Origin of the sequence: Nocardia flavorosea NBRC 108225 (assembly GCF_001613385.1) — a bacterium.
GTDB classification, from domain to species: domain Bacteria; phylum Actinomycetota; class Actinomycetes; order Mycobacteriales; family Mycobacteriaceae; genus Nocardia; species Nocardia flavorosea.
Window position 1 is genome coordinate 68,090 of sequence record NZ_BDCG01000004.1, and the last position, 23,251, is coordinate 91,340.

The following is a 23,251-nucleotide window of genomic DNA, read 5'->3' on the forward strand; positions in this document are numbered from 1 at the left end:
GTCCTTGCGAGTTGTGGGAAATGCTTCCGGCCGGTGAGCGGCCGGATCACCGAGAACCGTGAGCCGTGTGACCGAACGTAAGCCTGATGGGCCCGGTCGCTCGGTACACTACCGACCAACGAGAGGATCACGTCAGATGTCGATCGAGAACCGCTTGGCTGTGCTGGAAGCCCAGGTTGTGCAGATAATCAACGAGCGCGATCGGGAACCGGAATCGGTCCGGGGTCTCCGAGCTCGGATCGATAGCAACCACAATGCGGTTGTGGGGGAGCTCGGCAGTCTGCACGCGGACGTCCAGGATCTGCGGACCGGCCAAGCTCGGCTCGAAGCCGGGCAGACCAAGCTGCGTGCCGATGTTCAGGATCTGCGGGCGGGGCAGGCTCGGCTCGAAGCCGGGCAGGCTCGGCTCGACACCGGGCAGGCGGAGCTGCGCGCCGACGTTGCCACCCTGCAGCAAGGCCAGCAGGCTGTCATGGACAAGCTCGCGGAGATCTTGTCGAAGCTGCAGTAACCAGTGGTTCGGCCGCCACCGATCGTGGAACCGCTGATGGCGGTATCGACGCGAGCCCGCAGATCTGCCGGGCTCGGCACCGGATCAGGCGGCGAGCAACATGGCCAGTACGGCGGTATCGGGATCGCTGATCGGGTCCAGCCCCACCCTGCTGACCAGGGAAGTAACTGTCCCGTCCGCCTCGGCCTCGGCCCAGGCGGCCCGGTGTTCCAGCCCGAGGTGCGGCAGCCCTGGCAGCAGTACGCATCCGGAAGCGGCACCTGTGCATTCGGGTAGTGAGGGATTGGTTTCCGCCGGGGGATGCAGCATGAACAGGGCGGGCGGTGTGTGCTCGCCGAAAAGTCCCGGTTGCACACCCTCCTTGCCCAGCACCGGGCCCTCCGCGATCACCAGCCCGACCGTATCGGGTGCCGGATCATCGGGCAGGTCTTCGCGAACTCCGAAGACGGTCGAGGTGGTGAGCAGGCCGGGCATGCAGGCCACGCGTACCGCGAGCACCAGCAGCTGGGACCATTCCTTGGTCGTGTCCGGCCAGCGGCCGGAGATCACGAAACCGCGCAGTGTTCCGCCGGCGTGGAACGGCGTCACGCCGATTTGACCGTTGCCGCGCATGATGCCTCCCGTACGGATACCGGGGCGGCCTTGCCCTTGTGAAATTCGAGGCCCTTGTGAAGTTCGAGCATCTCCCAGAAGTCATCTGGCACACAAGTACCAGAGAGTGCCAGTTCACCGGCAAACGCCGAAATGCCCGCGGACCTCGAGGGTCCGCGGGCTCGGTAGGCTACGTCGCCTCCCCGGCCGGAACTCGGCCCGGCGATCACGACGCGGCAATCAGCCGAAGATGAGGCCCTTCGCCTGGCTGGTCGCCTTGGCGAAACGCTCCTGGACGTCGGCCCAGTTGACAACGTTCCAGAAGGCCTTCACATAGTCGGCCTTGACGTTCTTGTACTGCAGGTAGAACGCGTGCTCCCACATATCGACCTGCAGCAGCGGGATGATGCCCAGCGGAACATTGGCCTGCTGGTCGTAGAGCTGGAAGGTCAGCAGCTTCTGGCCGAGGGTGTCGTAGCCGAGCACCGCCCAGCCGGAGCCCTGCAGGCCGTTGGCCGCGGCGGTGAACTGCGCGCGGAACTTGTCGAACGAACCGAACTGGTCGTCGATAGCGGCGGCCAGCTCGCCGGTCGGCTTGTCGCCGCCGTTGGGGGAGAGGTTCTTCCACCAGATCGAGTGGTTGACGTGACCGCCCAGGTGGAATGCGAGATTCTTCTCGTGCAGGAAGATGGCGCCGTGATCGCCGGCTTCGCGCGCGGCTTCGAGCTTCTCCAGCGCCGTGTTCACCCCGGCGACGTAGGTCGCGTGGTGCTTCGAGTGGTGAATCTCGTTGATCTGCCCGGAGATATGCGGCTCCAGGGCGCCGTAGTCGTAATCCAGATCTGGCAGCGTGTACTCAGCCACGATGTCCCTTCCTTGTCGGGTCGAGCGCGTCCGTTACGGGATGCTCCCGACCATTCGTACACCCGATCGGTCCAACTCGCCCCGACACCCCACCATTCCACATCGGAGGCGAAACCGACCATTTTTGTTCCGGTCCTGTGATATGTCCGCAGCTACCCGCCGGGCCGACCTGGCCGGAGGCGGGTCGGCGGCCCTTCCGCGCGGAAGGTAATGACGGTCACCGGACTCGGCCGGGGGCCGCCGGTGCCGGCCCTCACCCCTCCACCGCGCTATCCGAGCAACGGAAGCCGCGGCGCAGCAGACGTTTCCCGGCGGCTCCGCGGCGGACCGCTCGGCGATGATTCACAACGGTGGTGCGATACCCGGATGCGATGCGCGCGGGTCGCCCTTGTCGTGGGCCGCCCACCAGCGCTGCGAACCGGAGACCAGATCCGCAAGCGGAACGGGTTCTCCATCGGCGCGCTGTGCGGTGACCGAATCGAACCAGACCCGGACATCGAGTTCGCGCGGGTCGACCCCTTCTTCCTGGGAGAACTCCAGGACATGCCGGGAGATCCCGGTGTCGATGGTGGTATCGAAACTGAGCAGTTCACTCCACAGCGTCCAGCTGCTGTCGTCGAGGTCGACGAATTCCCAGCCGTGAAGCCGGCTACCGCCGAAACTGGCGACCGCGGCGTCGAGGCCGGTGAGCTCCAGCGGCAGGATTCGTGGTGCCAGATCGTCCCACCTTTGCATCCGCAACGATGCGGCAATTCTTGTGACGCCGTGGAAGATGAGGTGCACCCGTTGTGTGCGGGTGCCCGGTGTGGCCTCACCGGGGGCGATGCCGGCGGTTTGCTCCGGCAGGCTCAGCACCTCGAGGTCGAGTACTAGTCGTTTGGCCTCGGAATCGACTGCCGATCCCAGGCATCCGGCCTCCGAAAGTGCTTTGTCGAGACCGGCCTTGTCCAATTCGTCGAGTAACCCCCTGGTCGATGTCATGGCGCCAGATTACCGAGATCAGCACGGGGATCAGGGGATTTTCGATTTTTCCGGATCCGGTGGAACCGATTCGGCGCCGGTGGCGTCCAACTGGTTATCGGGTCGCGACGGGGCGCGGCGCGATGCGGTGGCCGGACGGCCGCTCCGGGATTTTTTGGAGGGGAGTACCGGATCGGCCGTTCGGGTCCACCGTTACCGCAGGTCGAGCCGTCGATTCGGGGAACCTGGGATAATGGTGCGCTGAATGGTAGCTGATTGCGCCGGGACACGATGCGAATTTTGCATATTACTCATTATGAAGCCGTCCATGGATGCGGCCCGCGCAACATCGGATCGACGCGGTATCCCGATCCGGCGAATCTTCGGCAGCGCCCGGCGTGTCGGTTCGGTCCGGACAGTTGTGGACCGCCGGCCGGCACTGACCGGACGCTCGCCCCGGACCCGGCGGCGGTACCGGCGGTTGTGGCAGGATCAGTAACGTGACGAGCTTCGGGGTCCCGTCGGTATCGGTCGAGGCCGTACCGGCCGAATTCGATCAGCCGCCCGGGCAGGCGGAGGCGGCTGCCGTCGTCCTGCTCGATGTGCGTGAAGACGACGAGTGGCAGCTCGGCCATGCGCCGGGCGCCGTGCACATCCCACTGTCCGATATCCCGGCGCGCTACGGCGAACTGGATCCCGACGCCGACCTGTATGTCGTCTGCCGGCAGGGCGGCCGCTCGATGGAGGCGGTCAAGTATCTGGTGAACATCGGATACGAAGCGGTCAACGTGGCCGGCGGCATGGTGGCCTGGCAGCAGCTCGGCCGTCCGCTGGCCGGCGAGGGCCCCGGGCCCGCGACGATCTACTGACGAATTGCGAGGTGCGCGGTGAGTACGGTGGTGCAGCCTTGTGCCCGCTGCGGTACACGCTGGGCGGTGCAGGGTACGCCGATGCACTGGTGCCCGCGGTGCCGTGGTGTTCTGCTGTCCCCGGGCCCGATCGACGCCCCGCCGCAACGCCGTAATTACCGCTGGGTCGCCCGCCGGCCCGGTCGCCTCGACCGTTCCCGCCGCACCGCCGGGGCGGGCCGGGTGTCCGCGGCGACACCCCGGTACACCGAGATTCCGCGCTGGGGGTTACGGGACCGCCCCGTAGCTGCGCGGGACCGCGAACACCCCCGTCCGCTGAGCACGCTCACCCGCTGGGTGTACACCGCGCTGCTGGCCACCGCGGTGCTGTTCGGTCTGGCCGCCGTGGCCGAACTCGGCCGATACCTGCTTCTGCTGCGCAACCGCACCCGGCTGATCGAACCGCCGCTGCTGTGGTTCTCCGACGCGCTGGTGAACACCGCCGCACTGTTCGCGTTGATCATGGCGCTGGTCGCCGCGGTGGCCGCGCTGGGCTGGCTGATCGAGATACGTCGCACCACCTTCGCCGCGACCGGCCGGCGCGACCCGCGTTCACCGCGCATATTGGCGCTGGGCTGCCTGATTCCGGTGGTGAACCTGATCTGGCCCGGGGTCTTCCTCTCGGAAGTCCTGGCCGAACGCAGTGACCCGCGCCCGTTGCGGGCGGTGCGGGTCTGGTGGGCGGCCTGGGTTCTCGGCGGCTTGCTCGCGCTGGCCGCGCTGTACTGGCGGACCGCCGATTCGCTGCAGGCCCAGGCCGACGGTGTGCTGTTCACCGCGCTGACCGATCTCGCCGCGGCCGGTGTCGCCGTGCTGACACTCTGGGTCGTGCGCACGGTCGAGGGCCGCGATCTGCGCGGCCGCGACCGGCTTGCCCACCGCTGGGTGGTGGCCGTCGACCCGGCGACTCCGCTGATCGAACCGGTGCGTCCCAGCGGTGCCGCTACGGTGAGCACGGCGCCGGACGCCGGGTCGGCAGAATCCCGGGACGGTGCCGGCCGAGCAGCACAGGAGGTTGTGGCCCAGTGAGCGAGCACAGCGACCAGTCGGTCCAGGGCCCGCGTGCGCCGTTCGTGGTCGCGCACCGCGGCGCGTCGGCCGCGCGTCCGGAACATACGCTGGCGGCCTACGAACTTGCATTGGAAGAGGGCGCCGACGGGGTCGAATGCGATGTGCGGCTCACCCGCGACGGACATCTGGTCTGCGTGCACGATCGCACGGTGGACCGCACCTCCAGTGGTACCGGATTGGTCAGCGAGCTGACGCTGGCCGAGCTGAAGGAACTGGACTTCGGTGACGGATCCCCGGCCGGTGTGCTCACGCTGAGCGAACTCATCGGCCTGGTGCTGGATTGGCGCAGCCGCCCGACAAAACTGTTCATCGAGACCAAACACCCGGTCCGATACGGGTCGCTGGTGGAGAACAAGGTGCTGGCCGAACTGCAGCGATTCGGGATCGCCACGCCGGCGTCGGCGGCTCATTCGCGGGCGGTGGTGATGTCGTTCGCGGCCACCGCGGTCTGGCGGATCCGCCGGGCGGCGCCCTTGCTGCCGACCGTGCTGCTCGGTGAATCCTCCCGCTACCTGGGCGGAAGTGCGGCGACCACCGTGGGCGCGACCGCGGTGGGGCCCTCGGTGAAAACTCTGCGGGAGCATCCGGAGCTGGTGGACAAGGCCGCCGCGGCCGGCCGGGCGACCTACTGCTGGACGGTCGACGAACCCGACGATATCGCGCTGTGCGCGGATCTCGGAGTGAGCTGGGTGGCGACGAACCATCCGGGCCGGGCGAAGGCTGTCCTCGCCAACCGCTGAAGCGGCTACTCGCCGGGCTCCGAACCGAGTGGCCTGCCGCCGGTGAACCGGTATGCCGTGTAATTTGACCAGCCGTGGGTAAGAGCAAACGCAATAGTCCGAAACCCGGAGGCAACCGGGCCCAGCGTCTGGCCGAGCGGCGAGCGGCGTTGCAGGAGGCCGAAACTGCCGTTGCCCGGCCTTTCGAGGGTCTGGCCGCGGAATGCGATCTGGTCGCGCTGCGCGAGTTCGTCCCGTCGGCGACTGCCGAATTGGCGCTTGCTCCCGGTGTCGCCGCCGAGCGGCCGGTAGTCCTGGCGACCGTGTTGCCGGGGGCGGTGGCGGCGCTGGTACGTGCCGCCGACACTCCGACCGGATACGTCGGTGTGCAGGTTCAGGCCCCGACGGCGGACCCGGCCGCGGATATCGCGGCGTCGATCCTGTGGTCGCAATCCGCCGAACCCGGTGATTCGCTGGCCGTGGCGCATGCCGCGCCGGGCGGGCCCGCGCTTTCCGATGTGATCGTGGCCGATGCTGCGCTGGATCTGGTGGTGCACCAGGATTTCGATTGGTGGGTGCCGGAAGGGGTGCAACCCGATCCGCAGATCGCCGCCACCATCGAACAGGCCAAAGAGGCCATCATGCCGTCGGATCGGCTGGATCTGGGGCCCGAGGCGATCGGTGCGCCCTGGTGGGTGGATGCCGGCGAGAAGGCTCATCTGCGCTGGGTCCGGCCGGAGTCCGAAGATGATCTGATGCTGGCGCTGGCCCGGTTGCACGCGGCTGGCGGGCTGCATCTCGGCGAGGGGTCGCGGTTTGCCGGTTCGTTCCGTACGCACGGGCTGCTGGTTCCGGTCTTCGATCTCGATCCGGAGCGGCATGTAAGCGAATGGGCTACGCCGGCAACGGAGTTCGGTGAGCGTTTGACCGAGGCGCTGGCGGTCGACGCTCCGCTGACCTCGGATCAGCGGCGTTCACGGGACGGGCTGCGCTCGCGTCAGGTGACCCTCCGCTGAATAAAACGGAGGAATTTCCGAAAAACCCTTCTTTCCGAAGCTGATCTCCGCTAAGTTTCAGGGGTCGCCGTTTCTGGAACCCCCCGGCGACGAACGTCAGCCGACACACGACCCGGCGCCGGCTGACGTGCTGGAGCATCGGCCGCCCGACCTCGGCGCAGTAGGCCGGGACGGCCGATGCTCCCAATTCATCATCCGGGAACAGTCCACCGGCGCCGTCCGAGCTGTCCGCATCACGGCGGCACTCGGCCGGGCGGACTGTCCAGTTATCAGATATGGCCGCCGGCCACCGAAGGTGAGCCCGGCGCATAGGTCGGGTCATCGCTCATCTCGCGGGCGATGAACTCCTCGAGATCGAACAGGTTCGAACCGGCGCGGTCGGCCACAGTGAGCAGCGTGGTCATCTTCGCGACTTCCTCGACCTGCTCCTTGAGGAACCACTGCATGAACTGTTCGCCCAGATAATCGCCTTCTTCGCGGGCCGTGCTCGCCAGCTGGACAATCTGGTCGGTAACGGTCTTCTCCTGATCGAGTGCCAGCGCGATCGGCTCCCGAGAATTCTCGAAATGCGACTTTGCTGCATCGACGCCGGAAATGTCGACGCTGATATCCCGATCCAGGAAATACTGGACGATCATCATCGCGTGATTGCGTTCTTCGACGGCCTGCGCGTAGAAACGCTTCGCCAGTTGGGGCAGGTCGGCGTTGTCATACCACACGGCGATGGCGATGTACTGGTGCTCGGCATTGAACTCGTGCCGAATTTGATCGTGCAGCAATCCGTGGAATTTGCTGCGGGGGCTCTCCGGATGATTGGACATGCCTTGACATTAACGCCGTAATGGGGCTATGTCATCCAAGTGCAGCCTTATTGAGGCTAGTGTTGCCTTATTCGAATGAGGATAGTATTGCCTTATTTATTTCTACCGGCTCCGGCCATTTTCGGCACCGAGCTGTTCGTTTGCGGTGCGACCGCGGGCAGCTCCCGGGCCACGAAGTCCTCGACATCGAACAAATTCCCGGCTGAGCGATCGATCACAGCCAGCAATGTCGACATACCGGCCACATCCTGCTGCTGGCATTCGAGCAGCCAGCTCATGAATTGTTCACCCAGGAAATCCGCCCATTCCCGGGCCACGTTGGCGAGTTCGGTGACCTGATCCGTCAGTGTCTGCTCGCGCGCGAGCAGGAATGCCACTGCGGCACGAGGTGATTCGAAGGTCTGGCGTACTTCGCCGAGGCCACCGATGGTGATCTCGAGATCCCGGTCGATCAGATACTGGACGATCCGCAGCGCATGCCCGCGCTGCTGGTCCGATCGGCCGTAGCAATGCGCGGCCAGCCGCGGCAACCGCTGGATATCGAAGTACACCGCCGCGGCCAGATACTGCTGCGAAGCGGTGAGCCCGTGCTGCACCTGGGCCCGTAGGAGGGCGATGAACGGCTGAGCCAGGTCGCTGTCGTGCATATATCGATTATCGCGCGTTCACGGACAGGTCCGGAGCCCGGGCCGCGACCAGTGGTCGTCGCCCGGCCCGGGGGGGCTCATTCGGTGGTGAGTTCCGCAGGGACCGGATCACCGTTGGCCAGCGCTTCGAAGAACCTACTGGCATCGGGCTTCGCCCACAGCACGACATTGCCGCTCGCGGTATCGGTGAATCCACCCACCGGGACGCTCGTCGCCAGGGTGTCGCCCCGTAACGACCAGCCCAGCCGGGCGAGGTCCCAGATATGGTCGTCGGAATCGACGGTCAGCGAGCGCGCGGTGTTACTGGCCATGGGCCACAGCGCGAACGGATTGGCCAGGGTGGCGGGGCTGGTCGCCTTCTCCAGCAAGGCCGAAAGGAACAGTCGCTGATTTTTCATCCGGTCGATATCGGCGAGCGCGGTGGCCCGGCTGCGCACGAAGCCCAGCGCCTGCGGGCCGTTCAATTCTTGACAGCCCGCGGGGATATCGATGCCGGCGAGCGGATCGTTGATGGCCTGCGGTACGCACACATCGATACCGCCCAGCCCGTCCACCACGCCCGCGAAACCGGCGAAGCCGATCTCGGCGTAGTGATCGATGTGCAGCCCGGTAGCGATCTCCACGGTTTGGGTGAGCAGGGGCGCCCCGCCGAAAGCGAACGCGGCATTGAGCTTGTCCTGGCCGTAGCCCGGGATACCGACATAGGAATCGCGCGGCAGGCTCACCAAGGTGGTGCGGCCCGAGGGCGGGATATGCACCAGAATGATGGTGTCGGTGCGTGCGTCGCCGACCTCACCGCCCGTGGCCAGGCCCTGCGTCTCTTCATCGGACAGCCCGGCCCGGCTGTCCGATCCGACCAGCAGCCAGTTCGTACCCGCGGTATTGCCGACCCGGTCCTCGTAATCGCCGAGCGCGTCGATCCGGGTCAGCGAACCGTCGAGTTTCACGACCCCGTACACCAGCGCGCTGATCAGCACCAACAGGAAAACCAGGACCCACCGGCCGAGATGACGTTTCCGGCGGCGTCGCGGATGCGGGGCGGCACCGCCGTACGGCGCATTCCGGCCCGCCGGCGGTGGCCGCCTGCGCCCCCCGTGGTCCGGAGCCGGGCGCCGGTTGGGCGCGTACTCGGATTCGCGGTAAGGCACCGGACGTTGCGTGGGTGCATGGGTGCGCGGACCGGGTTTACCGCCACGTCCCGGCGCAGGGGGGCGCGCGGGCGGAGCTTGCCGTCCCTCGGGGGCCTGGGAGTACGCCCGGGGCGGTTCATAGCGTTCGGTGGGCCGCCCGCCACGGGACGGGCCCGGACCGCGGCGGATGACCTGCGGCGGTTCGACCGGTGGGCGCCCGCCACGGGGCGGGGGAGGGGTGGGCCGGCGCGCGGGGCCTCGTCCGGGTGCTCCGTTCTGCGGCGGCACCCGGCGCATCCGTGGGTCGTCGCCGTTCATCATCATCAGACTGTACTTATCCATCTCGCCGGTGTTCGTCAGCGGCGGGACCGGCGAGACTACGCCCCAGGTGGGGGCGTCGATCGTGTCCAGCCGGGTTACGCGCCGGACCTCACGGCAGCCACGACACCCGCCCGCGCAACACCCCGTAGCCGATATAGGCCACCACATCGATCACTGCGTGCGCGATCACCAACGGCCACAGCCGGCCCGTACGCTGCCAGTACCGTCCGAAGATCACGCCCATCACCACATTGCCGATCCCGCCGCCGAGCCCCTGGTAAAGGTGATAGCTGCCACGCAGCAGCGCCGAAGCGGCCAGGGCCGAATTATCCGACCAGCCCAGCGCGCGCAGCCTGGTCAGCAGGTAGGCGACCACCACGATCTCCTCGGCACCCGAATTGGCACAGGCGGAAAGCACCAGCGCGGGCATCCGCCACCAATGGTCGGCCAGTGCGTCCGGCACGATCGTCACATTGACCCCCAGGCCCTGGGCGATGAGATACAGCCCCAAGCCGGGAAGCCCGATCGCCGCGGCGAGTACTACGCCGTGCATCACATCGGGCCGGGAACGCATCCGGGCCAGACCGATCGCCCGAGTCCCCAGCCCGCTGCGCCACAGCAGGTAGAGAGCCAGCCCCGCCCACGCGGCCAAACGCGCCACACCGAGCAGCTGGAACAGCAGATCCAGCACCGGCTGACTCGTCCGCGACGAATTCAACGCGACCGTTTGCTCACCGACACCGCCCGGCGCCAGCGCGCTCTCCAGCAGCGACAGCGCAGCATTCACCCCGCTCAGGCCGAACGTGACACCGAGGACGACGAGAATTTCGAGCCGGATAGCCCGCTGCTCCCGTAGCCGGTCACCAACCGTCCAACCGCTTTCGCTCATGTACCGAACTTATGGGTCCACTGCCCCGCAGGCGTGGCCGGAGGTGCGCGGGCCGCCGGGGTCAGATGGAACGCAAACCGTTGAGAAAGGGGCAGCCGGCGAGGGTGCGGACCGCTCGGCTCAGCGCCTCGACATCTTCGGCGGGTGTGGCGAAGGGCAGGCGGAAATCGTGATCGCCGTCGATTCCTTCGATGCGCAGGGTGAGGCCGTAGCGATCGATGGCCAGCGGGTGGATCCGGCCGTGGCGCAGCCGGGCCGGCAGGTGCCGGGCCAACTGGGCGACCACATCGGCGTGATCGGCGTCCAGATGCTGTAGCCACGCCGATTCCATCCCGGAGAACGGATCGGGGGTGGCGAGTCGCAGAGCGTCGACGCAGACCGATTCCGCGCCGGCCGAATCGGCGACCACCGCCGAGTTCAGCACCAACCGGAGCAGGGTGGTGGTGTGGCCGATATCGAGCAGGCCGGGGTGTGGATATTCCTCCGCGACGGCGGTGACCAGGGTGCGCTGGGCGCGGGCCGGCACCGCACGGATCCAGCCGCGTAGCCAGACCAGCGCCCGAACCGGTTCGCGCAGCGGCAGCGGGGCGTGATCGGTGAGTTCGAGCACGGCGGCTGCACCGGCGACCTGTTCCCGAGCGGCGTAGACCGCGGCGCTCTCGTTCGGCACCGCGATCACCACGTCGCCGCACTGGCGCAGATAGTGCACCGGGACGGGGGTCGGATCGGCGCCGGGCAGCGCGAGAACGGCCTGTTCGGCGTGTGCGCAGGCGCTGCGGACGCGTTCGGCGGTGGACGGGGCGGGGGCGGTCGGCGCCATCGGTACCTCCAGTGCGGGCGGACCCGGCTTCACGATCGAGAATTAGGTAAACCTAAGCTAAGTTAAAGTCGGGTGTCGCGCAAGGGGATCGCCGCGTGGATCGCCCGGGATGTTCTGCAGCCGGTGGCAGTGACCGGGTGCCCGCTGCCTACGCCGCCGCCCTGCCTACGATCGAAGAGTGGTCGCAGGCGAGTCCGAACCGGTCCTGGTGGAACTGAGCGTTCCCAAACGCGTGGTCGAACGCGGACTGGTGGACGGCCTGGTCGTACCGGCGGGGCAATTCACCGGCGAACGCCGGCTGGACCCGGCCCTACCGGATGAACGCATCGCCGACTTCCTGGCCGAGGCCGCCCACCGCCCGGACGGTTTCGTAGCCCGCGCCGAGGGCGGCGCACAGGCCCTGGCGGTCCTGGCCGGCACGGTCGCCGCACTGTGCGGCGAAGATATCCGCAAGGCGCTGAACAGCCCGGATACCGCATTCTTGGCCGGACTTTCCAATGGCGCAGCCGATGCCGTCCGGGAAATACTGCTCGGGATCGAGAGCGATACGCCGGTCGAGACCGAGCGCGCGTTGCGTGCGGCACTACGCCCGGCGGAGACCGGAGGCTGACCCACGGGCGTCTTCCCGCCCGCGGATTCGAGTCCCCGATACCGGGGGCGAGCACACTGCCCGCACAAGTACGCTCGTAGACGTGCCGCGTATCGCCTATTTCGGTCCGTCCGGAACATTCACCGAGATGGCCCTCGCCGAATTCGAAAACTCGGGGTCCTTCGACGGGCCGGTCGAGCGGATTGCCGCTCCCAGTCAGGCAGCCGCCCTGGACCTGGTGCGTGCGGGTTCCGCGGCCGCGGCGGTGGTGCCGATCGAAAGTTCGGTGGACGGCTCCATCTCGGCGACCCTGGACTCGCTGGCCATCGGACCGCGGTTGCAGATCGTCGCCGAAACCGAACTGGAAGTGACCTTCACCATCCTTGCCCGGCCCGGAACCGATATCGCCGCCGTCCGGTCACTGGCCGCGTACCCGGTCGCATTGGCCCAGGTCCGCAACTGGGTGGCCGATACCTGGTCCGATGTCTCGATCCACACCTCCAACTCGAATGCCGCCGCCGCGGAAGACGTCCGCGACGGCCTGGCGGACGCCGCGGTGTCCACCGCGCTGGCGGGAGAACGACTCGGCTTGACGGTGCTCGCCGACGGGGTCGCCGACCACGACCAGGCCGTCACCCGGTTTGTGCTGGTCACCGCGCCGCGCGTGGCGCCGGCCCCCACCGGCAGCGACCGCACCTCGATCGTGATCGAGGAACTGCCGAACCTGCCCGGTTCCCTCATGCGTGCCTTTGCCGAATTCTCCACCCGCGGAATAGATCTCACCCGAATCGAATCCCGGCCTACGCGGACCGGTATGGGCACCTACCGCTTCTACCTCGACTGCGTCGGCCATATCGAAGATGCCGCGGTGGCCGAGGCATTGAAGGCGCTGCACCGCACGGCGCATATCCGTTTCCTCGGCTCCTGGCCCGCGACCTCCGCGAACGGCACACCGCCACCGTCGGACGAGGATGCAGCGCTCTGGTTGACCCAGCTACGCAAAGGGGTGGCCGACCTGTGACCGCCAAACTCATCCTGGTCCGGCACGGCGAAACCGAAGGTAACGTCGCCAAGATCCTGGACACCAAACTGCCCGGCCTGCCGCTCACCGAACGCGGCGCCGCCCAGGCCAAGGCCTTCGGCGAGGGATTGCTGACCCCGCCGCGCGCCCTCTTCCACTCGCATGCGCTGCGGGCACGCCAGACCGCGGGCTATATCGAGGCGGCCACCGGAGTGCGGGCGATAGGCCGCGACGATGTACACGAGGTACAGCTCGGTGACCTGGACGGATCGGCCAGTCCTGAAGCCCACGAACAGTTCCAGGCGATCTACCGGTCCTGGCATGAGGGCAGGTTGACCGAGCGTGTTCCCGGCGGAGAATCGGGTCGCGATGTGCTCGACCGCTTTCTTCCCGCAATCGCCGATCTACGTGCGGAATATCTGCTGGAAGCCGGTGACGGCGGCGACGTTCTGGTGGTCACCCACGGCGCCGCCATGCGGCTGCTGGGCCGGGAGCTGGCCGGGGTGGCCCCGCCCTTCACCACCAACAATCATCTGGACAACACCGAGACGATCGAACTGGTCGCACGGCCCGGCGGTGGCTGGGAATGTGTCCGCTGGGGCCGGTTCACCCCGCCGTTCGGCGCTAAGGCGGAATTCGGCGCCGACGATCCCATGGGGTAGCGAGCGTTCCCGGGCGCCCACTGCCATGGGCAGCGCCGGTGGGCCGGTCAGGTCGGACGGCAGTAGCTGAACCGCGCCGGGTACGCGCCGTCGGCACGGCGAGTCGGGACCGGGACGCCATTGTGCCGCGCGGGGATCTTCCGCGATATGCCTGGCCGGCGCGCAGGAAATGCGCAAACCGGCAGGCACCTGAGCGATATCTCCGGGAGCGGGGCCACACCTCAGTGGATGCGGCCCCGCTCCGGGACGCCACTCGGAGACGCCGAGTACCTCTGCTCGTTTCCGTCGACCATGAGCAACGCGCAGGGGAATCGGCTTCGACAGGCCCGGCCGATCAGGCCAGCGCAGGGTTGGTCGGGAATTCCGAACGCTCGGGCAGCGAATTGATCAGATCCTGCAGGGCGATTCGCAGCCGGGCATCCGTACCGCTGCTGAACGACGTCCATTTGGTTCCATCGTCCGCGAGGCTGGCGGTGGCGATGAAACGGCCCGCCCGCGTATTGAATACGGCGATATGGTTGTCGGCGATATCGCGACTCGCGTCCCCGTAGACGACCCCCACGATTTCGGCATGCGATTCGCAATGTGCCATGGCCGATGCGATGGTTTGCGCATCCCGGGTGGGATTGCCGACCTTCGCCAGCCGAGCGGCGGTGGCCGCCGGATCGCCGGTATCGTCGAAAATCGGCACGAGTTGTTCGGTGGGCGCATTCATTCCGGTCAGTTCCAGCGGTTGAGCGGGACCGAGTGCCGCCATCACCGGTCCTGGTAGATCCTCGCCGGCCTCATCGATGATGTAGGACACCGGTCCACGCAGGGCGACCGTCACCAAATCGTCGCCCTTCGCCAGGCACATCCGGCTCGCCTGGCCGCCCACGAAGAGTCGCAGTGCCACCTCCCAGTGCGGCCGGTACAGGCCGCGTAGCCGGTCGGCGAGCTCCGGATGGATATGATCGCCGTCGAGCAGTTCCCGTTCGGTCAGCAACTGCTCGGCGGCTTTCATGGCTCTGTCGTGGTCGACCTCGTTGTCGTAGCGACCCCGCGCGTCGAGCACGACGGGGACTTCGTCGATCTCCAGTTTCTCCAGGAGATACTGCATTTCGTCGAGCGACAACGACACCGCCGCGAGTATGGACGCGCCGCGCCCCCCACCCAGCACCGTCACTTGTCCGACCGCTGGGGTTCGGCGCCGATGACGCCGTCCGCGATATAGCGCCCGTCGGCGAAATGATTACCACGCAGGTAATCGGCCGCGTCGTGATCCTGCTCGTCCTCGCGTCCGGCACGGGCGTTACCCATCAGCGGGCTCCCGGCGGTGCCGGGGCCGGCCGGCCGGACGGGGGCGGCTTCGCCGCGCGTCACGGCGACGGATTCGGTGGCGGGCGCGGCGCCGCTCGCGGGTGGAGCCCCCCAACCCTCGGGTACTTTCAGCCCGCCGTTGTTCAGTCCCAGGGCCGAGCTGGGCACACCACCGGCCCGGGTCGCGGCCGCCGCGGTGGATGCCGCTACCGCGCCGGTCACCATGCCGGGCATCGGCGCCACCGATGCGGGTGCCGAGGTGGTGGTGGCCGCGGCGATGGCATTCGCGCCGAGATTGCCGACGGTGGTGACACCGGTACTCGCCACCGAACCGGCAACATTCGCGGCCTGGGTGACCGCGCTCGCGACACCGGGATTCTGGGCCAGCGCACTACCCGCCGCGGCCAGCATCTTCACCGGATCGCCGTTGGCTTCCTTCATGGCATCCTCGGCGGGGCCCGGATCGGCCTGGCCGGCGCCGTTGGCGATCGGCGGCGGGTTGAGGAATTCGCCGGGCGTCAGCACAAGCGCGGTAATGGCCGCCTCGTACGTCTCCATGGTGAGTGCTGCCCGCAGATCCAGGGCGGCCTTGGCCGTTTCCGCAACCTGAGAGCTGCCGTTGAGGACTCCACCGGTGGTGTGAGCCGCGGCGCGGGCCGCGTTCACCGCCGCGATCTCCGGCAGGCTCGGCATGGCGATCGAGGCCACGGTGTAGGCAGTGGCCTGCGAGGCGGCCTTGGTGCCCAGCGTCGCGGCCATGGCACCCTGCTGCTGCGCCCAGCCGGTGAAGCCGACCAGGCGGGCCAGGGCGCCGATACCGTTGACGCTCTGCATACCGACGCCGAGTTCGGCCATCACCCGGACCACCGTGGCATTGGCATCCACCCAGGCCGCGGTGAGTGCGCCCCACGCGGTGGCGGCCCCGGACATCGGGATGGCGTGCGATCCCGCGTTCAGTGCGATCGAATTCCCCTCGGCGAGTCTGGGCAGCCAGAACACCCCGGTGATACCTGCGGTCATGCTTGTTTCTCCCCTTGTGAACTATCGCTGATACTTCGGCGGTCGCGCCACGCGCGCTCGTGGTCCGCGCCGCGGTGCGGCGCGTTCGAGATCATCGGTGGCCTAGGCGCTGATCGCGCCGAACGGTGCGCCGGTGAGCGCCAGTACACCGGCCGAGGCCGCGTCCTGGGCAAGGTATCCGGCGAGCTGGGTACGCAGGATGGCGGCGGTGTGGTGCAGCTCGAGCACAGCCTGCGCCAGCGAGGTCTGGTGGGTGGCGGCACCCTTGTTCATATGCATCGCACCGTGTATCGACGCCTCGTCGGCGCCGGACGGCGCGACATAGGTGGCGGGTACGGTGGCCGCGGCAACCCCGGCCAGCCGGTCGGCGAGCAGGTCCAGTTCGACCGCTGCGGCAAGGATGAGCTCAGGTGTGACGCCGACATTGCCAATCATGTCCTCGACTCCTTCTTGTGGCGGCTCTTGGGCGGAACCACGAGAATTCCCCCTACGAGTACATTGGACGCGATACCCCCGCGAGCGGTTCCATCGAATCCAGAACTTCTTCCGGTGCGGTCCGGCCCCGCGCCCGTGCATCCCCTGCCGGCGCGTCGCGTAGACCAGGCTTAGCTTAACCCCATCCCAACTGATGCAGCCGGTCTTCGTCAATCCCGAAATAGTGTGCGATTTCGTGGATCACGGTGATCCGTACCTCCTCCACCACTTCGTCCTCGTCGGCGCAGATCGACAACAGGGCCTCCCGATAGATGGTGATCGTATCGGGAAGCGAACCGCCGTAATGACTGTCGCGTTCGGTGAGCGCGATCCCGTGGTAGAGCCCCAGCAGATGCGGATCGTCGGGATTACGCGGTTCGATCAGCACGACCACGTTGTCGATGGCCCGGGACAACTCCGGGGGGATCAGGTCCAGCGCATCCCCGACGAGCTCTTCGAAACGGGTCTCCGACATGGTTACCGGCACAGTGACGCTCCGTCTCAGCGCGGCGCGGGCCGCGGCTCCGGCTGCGGGGGCAGCGGCGCCGCACCCGGCAACGGGGTGGGAGTGGAGCGGCCCGAGTTCGGCGGCGGTACGGGCTCCTGACCGTCGATCATGATCCGGCCGCGCGCCGGACCCACGATCGGTGCGAAACCTTCCTGGTCCGCGCCCTTTCCGATCATGCAGTTCAACTTCCGGCTACCGGCCAGCCAGCTGCGCGCATCGATGAAATCGAAGAACACCGTCAGTGTCTTGTCCCGCAGCACATGCGGGCCGCCGAGATAGTCGTTGGTGGTCCGGCCGCATTCCTCTTCCAGGAATCTGTCCTGGTCGTCCTTGGACGGGGGCCCGCCGGGGAACCGGGCGGACAGATCGATAGTCGACGCGATTTCGACGGCATGTTCCTGGGCGCAGTCGACGGGATCGGTCGGCAGGTTCTGGCTGATCCCGAGGCAGACGCCGGGCTCGTACACCTTGGACTGGTCGCTTTCGGCCACGCGACCGGTATTGGGCAGCGGGTTGCCGCTCAATCCGGGTACCTGCAAACCGCAGCGCAGGATGCGATCGCCGGAAGTGTTCCAGCCGTCATTGCTCGGATACATCAATCCCACCGCGTACTTGCCGCGCGGGTCGAACCGGCCGTTGAGGTAGCGCTGGGCTGCGGGCACGCAATGTTCCTCGCGGAGTTCGGTGAGCCGCAGCGAATCCGGCCAGACAGCACCGGGCCCGAATTCGGCGCCGGGGTACCGGCTCAGATCGACCGTATCGGTGACCTCGAACAAATGCTCCTCGGCGCAATCCAGTTCCACCAGATCCGAATGGTCCGGCTTGGTCCAGGTGAGGCAATCGCCCGGAGCCACCGATGCGAATACCTTGTCCGCCTTTGCGACCACCCCGCCCGGACTGCGTGCCTGCAGGTTCGAATCGTTGTCGAACCCGCTGAGCATCAGCGTGGCCAGCGCCGCGACGATCGCGCCGACGGCCACCGCGAGCAGGCTCCAGCGCAACCGCGGCGCGGGGACCCGTTTGGGTTTGCCTTTGCCGCTCGGTCGCGGACCTGCCGCCGCACTCGGACGCGACCCCGCCGGCCCCGGCCGTTTCCCCCGGCGTGGGGAGGGCACCGCCGTGGGATCGTGGTCCGGCCCGTCAGGGGATGCCGGATCACCGGACCGGGTCCGCGCGGTATCGGTCTTGCGACCGCGGCCCGGGCGGGCGGTACGCGAGCGCAACGATTGGCCGCCACGGAGGCCGGGCCGGTTTGCAGGCTCATTTTCGGAGGACATCGCGGTCCATCATGGCAGCGCCACACCCGAACGTGCCACGAACCCGGCCGATCGGTATGGCGCACTTGTGCGAGAACCGGTGGGGACCGGCGTGGGCCCGTGGGGGAGATACTCGGTTGAGGCCGGAAATCAGCGCCCATTACGCTGGTCAGCCATGATCGACCTCCGACTCCTGCGCGATGATCCCGAGCTGGTCCGCGCCTCGCAGCGAGCCCGGGGCGAGGACCCGGCACTCGTCGACGCGCTGCTCACGGCCGATAGCGCGCGCCGGTCCGCGATCGCCACCGCCGATAAATTGCGGGCCGAGCACAAGGCCATGGGTAAGCAGGTCGGCAAGGCGAGCAAGGAAGAGCGTCCGGCGCTGCTGGAGCAGGCGCAGCAGATGTCGGCCGAGGTGAAAAAGGCCGAGACCGCGCAGCACGCCGCCGAGGCCGAACTGCAGGAAGCGCACCGGGCGATCTCGAATATCGTCCAGGACGGCGCACCGGCCGGTGGGGAGGACGATTTCGTCCTGCTCGAGACCGTCGGCGATGTGCCCGAATTCGATTTCATACCGCGTGACCACCTGGATCTCGGTGAATCACTGGGCGTGATCGATATGGAACGCGGGGCCAAAGTATCGGGCTCGCGGTTCTATTTCCTCACCGGCTACGGCGCGTTGCTGCAGCTGGGGCTGTTGCAGTTGGCGGCGCAGCGCGCGGTGGCCAACGGTTTCACGATGATGATCCCGCCGGTGCTGGTCCGTCCGGAGATCATGGCCGGAACCGGGTTCCTCGGTCAGCATTCGGCCGAGGTGTACCACCTCGAGGAGGACGATCTGTACCTGGTGGGCACCTCCGAGGTGCCGCTGGCCGGGTACCACTCCGGCGAAATCCTGGACCTCGGCGCCGGCCCCAAGCGTTACGCGGGCTGGTCGTCGTGTTTCCGGCGGGAAGCCGGCAGCTACGGCAAGGACACCCGGGGGATCATCCGGGTTCATCAGTTCGACAAGGTCGAGATGTTCGTCTACTGCCGGCCCGAGGACGCCGACGCCGAACACCAGCGGCTGCTGGCCTGGGAGCGCGATATGCTCGCCGCCCTCGACGTGCCGTACCGGATCATCGATGTCGCCGCGGGCGATCTGGGCAGTTCGGCGGCCCGCAAATTCGACTGTGAGGCCTGGGTCCCCAGCCAGGGCACCTACCGTGAACTCACCTCGACCTCCAACTGCACCACCTTCCAGGCGCGCAGACTTTCGGTACGTTACCGCGACGACAACGGGAAACCGCAGATCGCGGCGACGCTGAACGGAACGCTCGCCACCACCCGGTGGCTGGTCGCGCTGCTGGAGAACCACCAGCAGGCCGACGGTTCGGTCCGGGTGCCCGCCGCCCTGGTGCCGTTCGTGGGTACCGATGTGCTGACCCCGGTGGGCTGAGCGGTTCGGTTCACCGGTTTCGGGGTACTCGATATCCCCGGTTGGGTCGCCGCGCAGTGAACTCGTTGTTTAGGCTGTTCATCGTGCGAGGAAGCGGGTCTCGCGGCGATACCCGGACTCGGGTACGGGCCGCGTCGGGTGTGGCGACCGCCATGGTCATGTCCCGGACCACCGGGGCGTTCTACGTCATGGGTGGTGTACTCGGCCTCCTGGTGACCGCCATTGCGCCCACCCAGGTGCTGTATCCGGGCGACGAGGGCAATCGCGTCCTGGTCGGCTCGGCTGCGGCCGTGGCGCTTCTGCTGGGGATAAGCCTGCTCGGCTGGGGTCCGCGGATGCCGCATTGGCTGCATCACGGCTATGTCGTGCTGGCGACCGTCCTGGTGACCATCGCCGTGCACTCGTTCCCCAATACCGTCGCGGCGATCACCCTGGCCTCGTTCTACGTCTTCGTCGCGTGTGATGCCGCGCTGTTCTTCGCCTGGACGCAGGCCGCGGCCCATATCGCCCTCTGTATGGCGCTGTGCCTGTGGGTGCTGCCGACACGGATGGGTCTGCCGTGGTGGTCCGGCGTGACCCCGGCGGGGATCACCTTCGGCGTCGGCGTCGTGGTGGGCATCCTCACTCGGATGGCATCCGAGGCCGATATCGACACGTTGACCGGGTTGCTCAACCGGCGCGGTTTCGACCGGGCCCTGAACAACGCCATCGAACAGGCCGACCGCTCCGGTCAGGCATTGGCGCTGGTGCTGGTCGATCTGGACCGCTTCCAGAAGGTCAACGATCATCTCGGCCATCGCGCCGGCGACGCGGTGCTGCAGAAGGTTGCCGACACCTGGGCCGGACTGCTGGGACCGGGTCAGCGGCTCGCCCGCTACGGCGGCGATGTCTTCGCGGCGCTGCTGCCGGGCACCACCGAACAGGCGGCCATCCTGCTCACCGAGCAGTTGCGGGCCGCGGTGAGCACCGGATGTTCGGCGGGTGTCACCTCCTGGCAGACCGGGGAATCGGCCTCCCTGTTGGTGAGTCGTGCCGATGTGGGGCTCTATCGAGCCAAACAGTCGGGCCGCAACCGGACGGTCCTGGAATCGGGGCATCGCACACCCCTGGCGGTGGAACTGCGTGAGGCCATCGACAACGGCAACCTCGACGTGCATTACCAGCCGATCGTCAGCCTCAGCGACGGCGGTGAGAAGGCGGTCGGGGTGGAGGCGCTGTTGCGCTGGTCGTCGAGCGCGCAACCGGACGTCACCACCGAAGGTTTGATCCGGGTGGCCGAGGAGTACGACCTCATCGCCGACCTGGACGAACTGGTATTGCGCCGGGCCTGCGCCGACGCCGCCCAGCTACAGGAAACGTTCGCCGCGCTGGAACTCACGTTGAACGTGAACGTCAGCGGGCTGGAACTTGCCGAATCCGGGTACGCGGACAAGGTCGCCGGAATCCTGGAGAGCACCGGTTGGCCCGCGGATCAGCTGGTGCTCGAGGTGACCGAAACCGAACTGGCCGCCGAATCCGATACCGCGATCGCGAATCTGCACACCCTGCGCGACAGGGGCGTGCGGATCGCCATCGACGATTTCGGAACCGGCTACTCCTCGCTCAGCCGGTTGGCCACACTGCCCAGCGATATCATCAAGGTCGACCAGTCGTTCGTGGCCGCCATCCGCTCCGATTCCCCGGCCCCGCCGCTACTCGGTGTGATCGCGGCGCTGAGTAAATCGCTGGACCTGCAGGTCATCGCGGAAGGTGTGGAAACCGAACACCAGGCAGCCGTGCTCACCGAGCTGGGTTTCGCACTGGCCCAGGGATACCACTACAGCGATTCGCATCCGGTGGCCGATCTGATCAGCGATATGAACCGGGGACTGGGCGCCGCGAATACCCGCGCGCTCGGCATCGGCTCGGCGGAACAGAACGGCTGGGTGCCGCTCTGAGTCTCCCGGCCACGGCCGGTGATTCGCCGGTGCCGGCGCGTGGCCGGCGATGAGGTCCCCGCGGGGGCGAGAGTAAAAGGTCTTGACCCGGGGGCTCGCGGCCGCAAAGCTGATCGTATGCGTTTGGTCATCTACAACTGTTGACACCGGTGGGTGAGCCCCGGGCGTAACGCCGGCCTGCGCGCGCTGACTCTGCGTGCGACGCTGTTCGCCGCGACCGGGGACCTGATTCCGTACTACGCGCTGTACGCGCTGCTCTTCGCCGATCACGGCTTCGGGGCCGGACAGATTTCGCTGCTGTTAGCGCTCTGGTCGGTGACGGCCTTCGTCTGTGAGATCCCGTCCGGAGCGTGGGCCGATACCGTCTCGCGGCGCGGTCTGCTGGTTCTCAACGGTTTTTTGATGGCCGCGGGGTTCCTGCTGTGGACGGTCGCGCCGTCATTCCTCGGATTCGCGCTCGGTTTCGTCCTGTGGGGTGTGGCGGGCGCGTTGCGGTCGGGGACCTTCGAAGCGCTGGTGTACGACGAACTCACCGTCCGCGGTGAATCCCGTGCTTATGCCCGCGTTATCGGTTACACCCGATCGGCGAGCGAATTCAGCGCGGTGATCGCGATACTCGCCGCGACCCCGCTGTATCTGTGGGGCGGCTACGCGCTGGTCGGCTGGGCCAGTGTCGGCTGCGCGGTCGTGCATACCGCCCTGGCCCGGAGCCTGCCGGCGGCGCCGAGATCGGTTTCGGCGGCCGATATCGCCGACCTCGAAGAGGACGAACGCGACGGGACCGACTCGGATACGGCCGGCCGCGACGTGCTCGCCCCCGGCCCGCGACCGGCCACCGCCGACCCCACCCTCAGCGGCTACGGATCGATCCGGCGGTACCTGCACATGCTGCGGACCGGTGTCACCGAAGCGGTGCGGATCCGGCGGGTGCGCCACGGTGTGGGGCTTCTCGCGCTGCTTTACGGGATCACTGCCTTCGACGAATACTTCGCGCTGCTCGCCGGTGAGGCCGGTGCCGCTACCGCGGTGGTGCCGGTCCTGGTGGGCGTGACCGTCGTCGGTTCGCTGCTGGGTTCGCTACTGGCCGGCCGGACCGAAGCGATGCGGGCCCGCACCATGGCATGTGCGCTGTGCGCGGCGGCTGTCCTTTTCGGCGCGGGGGCGCTGCTGGCCGGCGCGGCGAGCCGCTGGCCGGCGGTGGGGTATGTCCTCGCCGGCCTCGGTTTCGCCGCGCTGGCTGTTTCCTACGGCATTGTCTACAACGCCGGTATCGTCGCCGAAGCACGGTTGCAGGACTCCATCACCGGGCCGGCGCGGGCGACCGTGATGTCGGTGGCCGGGCTGTCGGAGGAATTGGTTTCCCTGGCGGTCTTCGGCTTCGTCGGCCTGATGGCGATGTGGTTGCCGATCTCCTCCACCCTCGCGCTGCTGGGTATCGCCCTCGCCGCGATCGCTGTCCTGGCGCCGGCGTGGTTACCGGTGCGGGGCCGACTGGACGGAACCGCGCCGGACGCCGACCCTCGGTCCACGGGAACCGGGCAAACATAACGCTTCGGTCCGGCGACCCGTGCCGACCGCTGCTTGGCCGGTGGCGTATCGGAACGCGGCGGCACGCACCACGGGAGTCTCCCTCCGCAACCGGTGTGCGTATCGTGCCGCGCTCAGCTTCGCTCGATCGATATCCGGTGTTGAGAGAACCGGCGTTCGGCGGATCTCCGGGAGCCGGCCCGTATCTGCACAGTGATCGATCGGCCCCGTCTGGGGCTACTCGCTGTGTGC

Annotated in this window: 24 protein-coding genes; 11 read left to right on the plus strand and 13 right to left on the minus strand. The window is 67.6% G+C overall.

The features are described from left to right. The first annotated feature begins 136 nt into the window (after positions 1-136). Positions 137-511, plus strand: a complete 375-nt coding sequence (locus NFL01S_RS04195) for a hypothetical protein (protein WP_062971688.1) — start codon at positions 137-139, stop codon at positions 509-511. 84 nt (positions 512-595) lie between these two features. Here the strand turns inward: NFL01S_RS04195 and NFL01S_RS04200 are convergent, their stop codons facing one another. From NFL01S_RS04200 to NFL01S_RS04210, 3 genes are all read right to left on the minus strand, one after another. After that, positions 596-1,123: a hypothetical protein gene (locus NFL01S_RS04200; RefSeq protein WP_062971690.1), complete on the minus strand. Its 528-nt coding sequence runs from the start codon at positions 1,121-1,123 to the stop codon at positions 596-598. A gap of 219 nt (positions 1,124-1,342) precedes the next feature. Continuing rightward, complete coding sequence (locus NFL01S_RS04205; RefSeq protein ID WP_033243809.1) at positions 1,343-1,966, minus strand: superoxide dismutase; 624 nt, start codon at positions 1,964-1,966, stop codon at positions 1,343-1,345. A 342-nt stretch (positions 1,967-2,308) separates the two neighbouring features. Further along, positions 2,309-2,947, minus strand: a complete 639-nt coding sequence (locus NFL01S_RS04210; protein ID WP_062971692.1) for a hypothetical protein — start codon at positions 2,945-2,947, stop codon at positions 2,309-2,311. 479 nt (positions 2,948-3,426) lie between these two features. Here NFL01S_RS04210 and NFL01S_RS04220 point away from each other — a divergent pair, with 479 nt between their 5' ends. From NFL01S_RS04220 to NFL01S_RS04235, 4 genes are all read left to right on the plus strand, one after another. Next, positions 3,427-3,795, plus strand: a complete 369-nt coding sequence (locus NFL01S_RS04220) for a rhodanese-like domain-containing protein (RefSeq protein WP_062971695.1) — start codon at positions 3,427-3,429, stop codon at positions 3,793-3,795. Positions 3,796-3,876: 81 nt separating this feature from the next. Continuing rightward, positions 3,877-4,863, plus strand: coding sequence for a DUF4328 domain-containing protein (locus NFL01S_RS04225; protein ID WP_062971697.1), 987 nt, complete (start codon positions 3,877-3,879; stop codon positions 4,861-4,863). After that, entirely contained in the window at positions 4,860-5,645 is a 786-nt protein-coding gene (locus tag NFL01S_RS04230) for a glycerophosphodiester phosphodiesterase (protein WP_051157003.1), read from the plus strand. The genes NFL01S_RS04225 and NFL01S_RS04230 overlap by 4 nt, the downstream gene beginning before the upstream one ends. A 74-nt stretch (positions 5,646-5,719) precedes the next feature. Then, complete coding sequence (locus NFL01S_RS04235) at positions 5,720-6,640, plus strand: DUF5926 family protein (protein WP_062971699.1); 921 nt, start codon at positions 5,720-5,722, stop codon at positions 6,638-6,640. 269 nt (positions 6,641-6,909) lie between these two features. Here the strand turns inward: NFL01S_RS04235 and NFL01S_RS04240 are convergent, their stop codons facing one another. From NFL01S_RS04240 to NFL01S_RS04260, 5 genes are all read right to left on the minus strand, one after another. Beyond that, positions 6,910-7,461 (minus strand): ferritin, encoded by a 552-nt coding sequence (locus tag NFL01S_RS04240; protein ID WP_033243815.1) that lies wholly within the window; start codon positions 7,459-7,461, stop codon positions 6,910-6,912. A gap of 92 nt (positions 7,462-7,553) precedes the next feature. Continuing rightward, the gene (locus tag NFL01S_RS04245) at positions 7,554-8,108 is read right to left on the minus strand and encodes a ferritin (RefSeq protein WP_062971701.1); all 555 of its coding nucleotides are present in this window, start codon (positions 8,106-8,108) and stop codon (positions 7,554-7,556) included. Between the two features lie 77 nt (positions 8,109-8,185). Next, the gene (locus NFL01S_RS04250) at positions 8,186-9,580 is read right to left on the minus strand and encodes an LCP family protein (protein ID WP_245670512.1); all 1,395 of its coding nucleotides are present in this window, start codon (positions 9,578-9,580) and stop codon (positions 8,186-8,188) included. Between the two features lie 88 nt (positions 9,581-9,668). Next, positions 9,669-10,448, minus strand: coding sequence for a CPBP family intramembrane glutamic endopeptidase (locus tag NFL01S_RS04255; RefSeq protein ID WP_062971703.1), 780 nt, complete (start codon positions 10,446-10,448; stop codon positions 9,669-9,671). A 61-nt stretch (positions 10,449-10,509) separates the two neighbouring features. Next, positions 10,510-11,268 carry a DUF2470 domain-containing protein gene (locus NFL01S_RS04260; RefSeq protein WP_062972368.1) on the minus strand — a complete coding sequence of 253 codons (759 nt, stop codon included), beginning with the start codon at positions 11,266-11,268 and terminating at the stop codon, positions 10,510-10,512. Between the two features lie 178 nt (positions 11,269-11,446). On the opposite strand from NFL01S_RS04260, the gene NFL01S_RS04265 reads away from it, so the two are divergent. The 3 genes from NFL01S_RS04265 to NFL01S_RS04275 all read left to right on the plus strand — a co-directional run bounded on the left by NFL01S_RS04265 (position 11,447) and on the right by NFL01S_RS04275 (position 13,540). Then, positions 11,447-11,878, plus strand: coding sequence for a hypothetical protein (locus tag NFL01S_RS04265; protein WP_062971705.1), 432 nt, complete (start codon positions 11,447-11,449; stop codon positions 11,876-11,878). Positions 11,879-11,960: 82 nt separating this feature from the next. Next, complete coding sequence (gene pheA, locus NFL01S_RS04270) at positions 11,961-12,878, plus strand: prephenate dehydratase (RefSeq protein WP_062971706.1); 918 nt, start codon at positions 11,961-11,963, stop codon at positions 12,876-12,878. Continuing rightward, complete coding sequence (locus NFL01S_RS04275; RefSeq protein WP_062971708.1) at positions 12,875-13,540, plus strand: histidine phosphatase family protein; 666 nt, start codon at positions 12,875-12,877, stop codon at positions 13,538-13,540. The genes pheA and NFL01S_RS04275 overlap by 4 nt, the downstream gene beginning before the upstream one ends. A gap of 334 nt (positions 13,541-13,874) precedes the next feature. Here the strand turns inward: NFL01S_RS04275 and NFL01S_RS04280 are convergent, their stop codons facing one another. From NFL01S_RS04280 to NFL01S_RS04300, 5 genes are all read right to left on the minus strand, one after another. Continuing rightward, a complete protein-coding gene (locus tag NFL01S_RS04280) occupies positions 13,875-14,660 on the minus strand; it encodes an ESX secretion-associated protein EspG (RefSeq protein WP_245670513.1) in 786 nt (261 codons plus the stop codon). 41 nt (positions 14,661-14,701) lie between these two features. Next, positions 14,702-15,859 (minus strand): PPE domain-containing protein, encoded by a 1,158-nt coding sequence (locus NFL01S_RS04285; RefSeq protein WP_062971712.1) that lies wholly within the window; start codon positions 15,857-15,859, stop codon positions 14,702-14,704. Between the two features lie 102 nt (positions 15,860-15,961). Beyond that, positions 15,962-16,294, minus strand: coding sequence for a PE family protein (locus NFL01S_RS04290; RefSeq protein ID WP_062971714.1), 333 nt, complete (start codon positions 16,292-16,294; stop codon positions 15,962-15,964). A gap of 175 nt (positions 16,295-16,469) precedes the next feature. Further along, on the minus strand, positions 16,470-16,820 hold the full coding sequence (locus tag NFL01S_RS04295; RefSeq protein WP_084492396.1) for a metallopeptidase family protein: 351 nt from the start codon (positions 16,818-16,820) through the stop codon (positions 16,470-16,472). A gap of 14 nt (positions 16,821-16,834) precedes the next feature. Further along, positions 16,835-18,118, minus strand: a complete 1,284-nt coding sequence (locus NFL01S_RS04300) for a septum formation family protein (protein WP_084492397.1) — start codon at positions 18,116-18,118, stop codon at positions 16,835-16,837. A gap of 154 nt (positions 18,119-18,272) precedes the next feature. Here NFL01S_RS04300 and serS point away from each other — a divergent pair, with 154 nt between their 5' ends. The 3 genes from serS to NFL01S_RS04315 all read left to right on the plus strand — a co-directional run bounded on the left by serS (position 18,273) and on the right by NFL01S_RS04315 (position 23,020). After that, on the plus strand, positions 18,273-19,535 hold the full coding sequence (serS, locus tag NFL01S_RS04305) for a serine--tRNA ligase (protein ID WP_062971718.1): 1,263 nt from the start codon (positions 18,273-18,275) through the stop codon (positions 19,533-19,535). Between the two features lie 83 nt (positions 19,536-19,618). After that, the gene (locus NFL01S_RS04310) at positions 19,619-21,472 is read left to right on the plus strand and encodes a putative bifunctional diguanylate cyclase/phosphodiesterase (RefSeq protein WP_245670514.1); all 1,854 of its coding nucleotides are present in this window, start codon (positions 19,619-19,621) and stop codon (positions 21,470-21,472) included. Positions 21,473-21,625: 153 nt separating this feature from the next. Beyond that, positions 21,626-23,020 carry an MFS transporter gene (locus NFL01S_RS04315; protein WP_245670515.1) on the plus strand — a complete coding sequence of 465 codons (1,395 nt, stop codon included), beginning with the start codon at positions 21,626-21,628 and terminating at the stop codon, positions 23,018-23,020. The last annotated feature ends 231 nt before the right edge of the window (positions 23,021-23,251 follow it).

Coding starts and splice junctions, on each gene's coding strand:
- NFL01S_RS04195 (WP_062971688.1), top strand. CDS start 137: ATGTCGATCGAGAACCGCTTGGCTGTGCTGGAAGCCCAGGTTGTGCAG.
- NFL01S_RS04200 (WP_062971690.1), bottom strand. CDS start 1,123: ATGCGCGGCAACGGTCAAATCGGCGTGACGCCGTTCCACGCCGGCGGA.
- NFL01S_RS04210 (WP_062971692.1), bottom strand. CDS start 2,947: ATGACATCGACCAGGGGGTTACTCGACGAATTGGACAAGGCCGGTCTC.
- NFL01S_RS04225 (WP_062971697.1), top strand. CDS start 3,877: ATGCACTGGTGCCCGCGGTGCCGTGGTGTTCTGCTGTCCCCGGGCCCG.
- NFL01S_RS04240 (WP_033243815.1), bottom strand. CDS start 7,461: ATGTCCAATCATCCGGAGAGCCCCCGCAGCAAATTCCACGGATTGCTG.
- NFL01S_RS04245 (WP_062971701.1), bottom strand. CDS start 8,108: ATGCACGACAGCGACCTGGCTCAGCCGTTCATCGCCCTCCTACGGGCC.
- NFL01S_RS04250 (WP_245670512.1), bottom strand. CDS start 9,580: ATGGATAAGTACAGTCTGATGATGATGAACGGCGACGACCCACGGATG.
- NFL01S_RS04255 (WP_062971703.1), bottom strand. CDS start 10,448: ATGAGCGAAAGCGGTTGGACGGTTGGTGACCGGCTACGGGAGCAGCGG.
- NFL01S_RS04260 (WP_062972368.1), bottom strand. CDS start 11,268: ATGGCGCCGACCGCCCCCGCCCCGTCCACCGCCGAACGCGTCCGCAGC.
- NFL01S_RS04285 (WP_062971712.1), bottom strand. CDS start 15,859: ATGACCGCAGGTATCACCGGGGTGTTCTGGCTGCCCAGACTCGCCGAG.
- NFL01S_RS04290 (WP_062971714.1), bottom strand. CDS start 16,294: ATGATTGGCAATGTCGGCGTCACACCTGAGCTCATCCTTGCCGCAGCG.
- NFL01S_RS04300 (WP_084492397.1), bottom strand. CDS start 18,118: ATGTCCTCCGAAAATGAGCCTGCAAACCGGCCCGGCCTCCGTGGCGGC.
- serS (WP_062971718.1), top strand. CDS start 18,273: ATGATCGACCTCCGACTCCTGCGCGATGATCCCGAGCTGGTCCGCGCC.